Genomic DNA, 6,674 nt, shown 5'->3' with positions numbered 1-6,674 from the left:
GCTCCGCCCGTTCTCGCCTGAAAACCTCCACCGGAGGTTTTCCGGGACGGCTCGAACTCTCTGGTTCAAAAATACCTCGGGGGAGCGCGCAGCGCGGGGGCAGCGCCCCTTCCGCGGCGCAGCCGCGCGGATCGGATGGGCGCAGCCCATTCGACTGAAAGACCGCCCATGCTGACCCTCGGTCCCCTTGGCTTCACAGCCCCCTGGCTTCTGCTTGGCCTCCTCGTCCTGCCAATCCTGTGGATTCTGCTGCGCGCGGTCCCGCCCGCGCCGATCCGTCGCCGGTTTCCCGGTGTCGCGCTTCTGCTGGGGCTGTCCGATGACGCAAACCAGACCGACCGGACCCCGTGGTGGTTGCTGCTTTTGCGGCTCATGGCGGTCGCCGCCATCATTACAGCCTTCGCCGGCCCCGTTCTCAACCCGCAGGACCGCACGCCGGGGACCGGTCCCCTCCTGATTGTGACAGACGGCACCTGGGCGTCCGCCCGCGACTGGGACCGCCGCATTGACCGCATGGACGCCGCCCTGGACGAAGCCGCCCGCGACGGTCGCCCTGCGGCTTTGGTCAGCCTCACCGACCTGCCGCCGGAAGGTCCGGTCTTTCAGGATGCGCAGGCCGTGCAACTGCGGCTGCCGGCCCTGCAACCGGCCCCCTTTGCCCCTGATCCGGACGCCATCACCGATTTCTCCGCCGCCCTGTCAGGTCGGTTTGATACCTTCTGGCTGTCCGATGGACTGGGCCGCGACAGTCGCGCGGGCCTTCTCGCCGCTTTGGAAACCCGTGGCACCGTCACCGTCTTTTCCTCCCCCCGGTCCATCTTGGGGCTGCGCGCTGCACAGATCGTGGACGGCAACGTCACCGTCACGGCCCTGCGGACAGACACAGACAGCGCGCGGGACATCACCATCGCCGCCTTCGGCCTTGATCCGGCGGGCACCGAACGCCGTCTGGCGATGGCATCCGCCGCGTTCGAGGCCGGCGCGACCGAGGCGACAGCCACCTTCGATCTGCCACCGGAACTGCGAAACCGTGTCACCAGATTTGAAGCAGAGGGCATCCGCTCCGCCGGGGCGGTGACCCTGACCGATGACGCGCTCAAACGCCGCGAGGTGGCCTTGCTGGCAGGTGCATCAGAAACCGAAACCCTCGATCTGCTGTCCCCGCTTCATTACCTCAAACAGGCGCTTGTCCCCACTGCGGACCTGATCGAGGGCACCCTCGAAGACAGCCTTCTGGCAAATCCCGACGTCATCGTTCTGGCCGACGTCGCCAGCCTGACCGCGGTCGAGGCGGACGCCACGCAGGACTGGGTCGAAAAGGGCGGCCTTCTGGTCCGCTTCGCCGGTCCGCGACTGGCGGCCTCCGACATATCGCGCACCGACGAAGACCCCCTTATGCCGGTGCGGTTGCGGATCGGGGGTCGGTCCATCGGCGGTGCCATGTCATGGGGGGAACCCAAGGCGCTCGCCCCGTTTGCCGACACTTCGCCCTTTTTCGGGCTGACAGTCCCCGAGGATGTGGCGATTTCGGCGCAAGTGATGGCCCAACCCGATCCGACACTGGCGCGGCGCGTCATTGCTCAGCTGGCCGATGGCACGCCCCTGGTGACGCGCAAACCTCTCGGGGACGGCTCCGTGGTGCTGTTCCACGTCACGGCCAATGCGGAATGGTCGACCCTGCCCCTGTCGGGTCTGTTTGTGCAGATGCTGGAAAGGCTGGCGATTTCCACCCGCCCCGCCGCACCCGATGCGGACGAACTGGCGGGCACCACATGGCTGCCCGAAGACAGCCTGACAGCCTTTGGTGATCTGGAACGGGCCGATACACTGCCGGGTGTTCCGGGTGAGGACCTCGTGACAAATGCGCCCTCGGCGGTCATGCCACCGGGTCTTTATGCCGGCGAAGACCGCCGCATTGCCGTCAATGTCATCGGGCCGGAGCAGACCTTGTCACCTGCAATCTGGCCTGCCCGCATCGCGGTCGAAGGGCTTTCCGTCCTCCGTGAGACGGTGTTGAAAGGCTGGCTTCTGGCTGCGGCACTTTTGATGCTAAGCCTCGATATTCTGGCCTCCCTCGCGTTGTCCGGTCGATTGCGCGGCCCCCGCGCGACGGCAGCGACGACCGCGCTTGTGGCGCTGGCCATGGTGGCCCTGCCCGTAGATGCGCAGGCGCAAGACGACAGTTTTGCGATCGAGGCGACGTCGAATGTGCAACTGGCCTATGTCATCACCGGCGACGTGCGGGTGGATGACATGTCGGATGCGGGGCTTTATGGGTTGTCCAATACCTTGTTCCAGCGGACCTCCATTGAACCCACGCTGCCCGTTGGCGTTGATGTGGAAGTCGACGAACTGGCGTTTTTTCCGTTTCTCTACTGGCCCGTGACGGCCGATCAACCGCTTCCCACGCGTGAGGCTTATGCAAAACTGAACCGGTATCTGCGATCCGGCGGGATGATCCTGTTCGACACGCGGGACGCCGATCTGGCGCGGTTCGGCTCTGCCTCGCCCGAGGGGCGAAAATTGCAGGCGATCGCACGCGGTCTGGACATCCCCGCCCTGGAACCGATCCCGCAGGATCACGTGCTGACACGCACGTTTTACCTGCTTCAGGACTTTCCCGGACGCCATGCAAGCCGTGACGTCTGGGTGGAAGCGGCCCCCGCCAGCGCTGTTCAGGCCGAAGGAATGCCGTTTCGGGACCTCAACGACGGGGTCACACCGGTGATTGTCGGTGGCAACGACTGGGCCGCCGCATGGGCACAGGACCGGTCGGGAAATGCCCTCGTGCCCATCGGTCGCGGTATGGCAGGCGAAAGACAGCGCGAAATTGCCATGCGGTTCGGGGTGAACCTGATCATGCATGTGCTGACGGGCAATTACAAATCCGATCAGGTCCACGTGCCCGCCCTTCTTGATAGGTTGGGCCAATGATGATCCGGCGGATTTCAGGTATTTTTGAACCAGAGAAACGGGGCGTTGGCCTATGACCGGCAATGTTGTGCTTGATCCGCTGGTCCCGCTTTGGGTGCTTTACAGTCTGGCGGGCATCGCGGCCCTCGGGCTGGGGGTTGCGATCTGGCGGGGATTGCTGGGCTGGGTGTTGCGCGCCCTTGCGGCTGTGGTCATCCTCGGGGCGATTGCGAACCCGTCCTTGCAACGCGAAGACCGCGCCCCCCTTTCGGATATTGTCATCGCGGTTGTCGATGAAAGCGCAAGCCAGAGGATCGCCGACCGGCCGGAACAGGCAGCCGATGCGCTGGGGGCCATTGAGGCCGAAATCGCGCAGATGGCGAACACGGACCTGCGTGTCGTGACCCTTGGCGATGCCGACGGCGACGGCGGCACCGAACTGATGACCGCCCTGTCCGAGGCGTTGTCCGAAGAACCGCAGGCGCGTGTCGCAGGCATGGTCCTGATCACGGACGGACGGCTTCATGATCTGGGCGCGGCGCCCACCGTGATGCCCGCACCGTTGCACGTATTGCTGACCGGTCGTGACACCGATTGGGACCGGCGTCTGGTTGTCCAGAACGCACCGGCCTTCGCCATTCTGGGGGAACCGGTCACGCTGACCCTGCGGGTGGAGGATCAAGGCGCTGCCCCTGCGGCCGACCTTGTCGATCTGACCATTGCGATTGACGGCGGCGCGCCTCTGGCATTCCAGATCCCGGTCAATCAGGACGTGGAACTGCCGATTGATCTGCCTCATGGCGGCATGAACGTGATGCAATTCGCCACGCCGGTCGCAGACGGCGAACTGACAGACCGCAACAACGCGGCAGTCGTCCAGATCAATGGCGTCCGCGACCGTCTGCGCGTCCTGCTGGTCTCAGGGGAGCCGCATGCAGGCGAACGCACGTGGCGGAACCTGCTGAAATCCGACAGTTCTGTCGATCTGGTCCACTTCACGATTTTGCGTCCGCCCGAAAAGCAGGATGGCGTGCCTGTCAACGAACTCAGCCTGATCGCCTTCCCCACACGGGAGCTGTTTTTGGAAAAGGTCGACGAATTCGACCTGATCATTTTCGACCGATACAAACGGCGTGGCATCCTGCCGTCGATCTATCTGGAAAACATCGGCACCTATGTTGAAAACGGTGGTGCGGTCCTGATCGCCGCAGGGCCGGATTACGCCTCTGCCGACAGCATCTACCGGTCCCCGCTGGGCGGTGTCTTGCCCGGCGCCCCCACCGCACGGGTCTACGAAGAAGGCTTTACGCCGCTGATCTCGGACCTCGGACAGCGTCACCCTGTCACCGAAGGGCTTGAGGCCTTCGCCCCGGCCTCCGGTGAAGACGGCCTGCCCGGCTGGGGCCGCTGGTTCCGCCATATCGAGGTTACTCCGACGCCCGATGCGGATGTCGTCATGACGGGGGCGAATGACCTGCCATTGTTGATGCTGGACCGGATCGGCGAGGGCCGTGTGGCCTTGATCGCGTCCGATCATTCATGGCTGTGGGATCGCGGCTACGAAGGGGGTGGCCCGCAACTGGAACTGCTGCGGCGTCTGGCCCACTGGATGATGAAAGAACCCGAGCTGGAGGAGGAGGCATTGTGGGTCGAGCCCAATGGCCTGACCATGCGGATCATCCGGCGCACCCTCGAAGAGACCACCGGCCCCGTCACAATCATCCATCCCGACGGCACCGAAACGATCGTGGAGTTGTCCGAAATCTCCCCCGGACGCTACGAATTGATGTGGGACGCACCCGAAGTCGGCCTTTACCGTTTGCGGGATGCGGACACCGAAACCGTCATCGCCCTCGGGCCTGCCGCCCCGCGCGAATTTGAACAAACCATCGCGAATGCTGCGCAACTGGACGATCTGCTTGTCGCCACAAACGGCGGTGTGACCGTGATCGAGGACGGTTTGCCATCGGTTCGAACGGTGCGCGCGGGCCGTCCTGCGGTCGGCAACGGCTGGATCGGGATCACACCGCGCAACGCCTACAGGACGGCAGATATCAGCATCACACCGCTGTTGCCTGCATGGGCTGCACTGCTGCTGGCAGGAATGCTGGTCATCGGCGCGTGGCTGCGCGAGGGCCGCCGTTAACGAATGGAAACGCGGGTGGTGTCGGACGCCCAACCGCCCACGCTGTCCGAAGCGCGGATAAACACATGCGTCACATCCGCAGGGACCGTGATGCTGGAAGACCGTGTAAAGGGCTGTTCCTCAACATGCGGGTGGGCCAGGACGCGTGTGCCCAAAACCGTCCCGTCAGCCAGTTCAACCCGCCATCCGTCCGCGTAATCGTCCCAACCCGTGTCACCGTGGGACAATGTCACGCTGAAACGGCCACCGGAATAGGTGACCTCTTCGACCACGGGGGCATCAGCAAGGGCCGGACCGGCCAAAAGGATCAGGGGCAACGCGTATTTCATAACGGGATACATATGCCTAATTTCAGCGCTGCCAAGTCACGTATCGGTGTCTGCCAGAACAATTGCACGGGGCAGCGACGCGAACTCGCGGCTCCAGACAAGCCATGTGGTCACGACAAGCGCCAGACCAAGCCCCACAGGCCCGACCAGCCATGCCACAGCGCCCAGCGCGAAATACATCGCCCGAAGACCACGGTTGAAATTCATCGCGGCACGGATGTTCAGTTCTGCCGCCTTACGCGCAAGGGGCGCCGTGCGCGGATCGACAGGGTCATTGGGCACGGCCCCCATCATCACCGAACAATATCCGAAAACCCGATTGGCCCAGACAAATTTCAAAAACGCATTGCCCAGCAAGACCAGCACCAGGGTCAGTTTCAACTGCAACACCACGGCTGGCGCATCCCCCTGTCCGATCCCCTCCGCGAGACCCCGCAAGGGGTCCACATTGCCGATCAGCGCAAGCAGACCGCCCAAAGCCAGCAGACATGTAGACGCAAAAAACGACGTGCCCTGCCGCAGGCTCATCATCACTTGCGCGTCAAAAATGCGCGGTTCCCGCGTGACCATGACCTGCATCCACTGCCGGCGATACTCTGACATCAGAACCGTCACCGACGGCCGGCTTTGCGACGGGTGTTCTATGAGCCAGCTCAGCCCGAGCCACACCCCCAGATAGGCCGCAACCAGCAGACCATCAATCCAGGTTAGGCTTTGAAACGCAGTTATCATGTTCATGTGTCGCACCCTAGGCGCAAAGCGGGGGATGGACACGGGGTGAAATTGGTTATATTTCCTTACCAATCGAAGGAGACGCCCATGGACATGCCTGCCCCCAGCCCCGCCGTTCTGTCGCGCAAGGCCCAGATTGTTGACCGGTTGCAATCGGTTCTGCCCCAAGGTGCCGTGATCCACAGTGACTCCGAGGTCCGCGCCTACGAATGCGATGCCCTGACCGCCTATAAATGCCCGCCCCTGTGCGCGGTGCTGCCGTCGTCCACCGAAGAGGTCGCGGCGGCCTTGAAAATCTGCCACGAGATGGGCGTGCCGGTCGTGCCGCGCGGGTCGGGCACATCGCTGGCAGGTGGGGCGCTCCCCACCGCTGATTGTGTGATCCTCGGCACGGCACGTCTGAACGCGGTGCTGGAGACAAACTACGAAGACCGCTACATCCGCGTCGGATCGGGCCGCACGAACCTGAGCGTGACCGGCGCTGTTGAGGCGGAGGATTTCTTCTACGCCCCCGACCCGTCCAGCCAGCTGGCCTGCGCCATTGCGGGCAATAT

5 protein-coding genes are annotated in these 6,674 nt (G+C 63.8%); 3 read left to right on the top strand and 2 right to left on the bottom strand.

The features are described from left to right. Positions 1 to 168: 168 nt before the first annotated feature. Positions 169 to 2,934 (top strand): DUF4159 domain-containing protein, encoded by a 2,766-nt coding sequence (locus QZ653_RS13650; protein WP_296420833.1) that lies wholly within the window; start codon positions 169 to 171, stop codon positions 2,932 to 2,934. 52 nt (positions 2,935 to 2,986) lie between these two features. Next, positions 2,987 to 5,059 (top strand): hypothetical protein, encoded by a 2,073-nt coding sequence (locus QZ653_RS13645; protein ID WP_296420832.1) that lies wholly within the window; start codon positions 2,987 to 2,989, stop codon positions 5,057 to 5,059. Here QZ653_RS13645 and QZ653_RS13640 read toward each other — a convergent pair. Both QZ653_RS13640 and QZ653_RS13635 read right to left on the bottom strand, forming a co-directional pair. Then, the gene (locus QZ653_RS13640) at positions 5,056 to 5,388 is read right to left on the bottom strand and encodes a hypothetical protein (RefSeq protein WP_296420831.1); all 333 of its coding nucleotides are present in this window, start codon (positions 5,386 to 5,388) and stop codon (positions 5,056 to 5,058) included. The two genes, QZ653_RS13645 and QZ653_RS13640, sit on opposite strands and share 4 nt — an antisense overlap. A 36-nt stretch (positions 5,389 to 5,424) precedes the next feature. Further along, a complete protein-coding gene (locus tag QZ653_RS13635) occupies positions 5,425 to 6,126 on the bottom strand; it encodes a DUF599 domain-containing protein (protein ID WP_412766013.1) in 702 nt (233 codons plus the stop codon). An 81-nt stretch (positions 6,127 to 6,207) separates the two neighbouring features. Here QZ653_RS13635 and QZ653_RS13630 point away from each other — a divergent pair. Beyond that, on the top strand, positions 6,208 to 6,674 hold a 467-nt coding region (locus QZ653_RS13630; RefSeq protein WP_296420830.1), incomplete at its 3' end, for an FAD-binding protein.

The sequence above is a fragment of the Pseudooctadecabacter sp. genome, from assembly GCF_020627745.1.
GTDB lineage: Bacteria > Pseudomonadota > Alphaproteobacteria > Rhodobacterales > Rhodobacteraceae > Octadecabacter.
The sequence above is the reverse complement of the archived record's forward strand: the minus strand, read 5'-3'. Positions and strand labels throughout refer to the sequence as shown.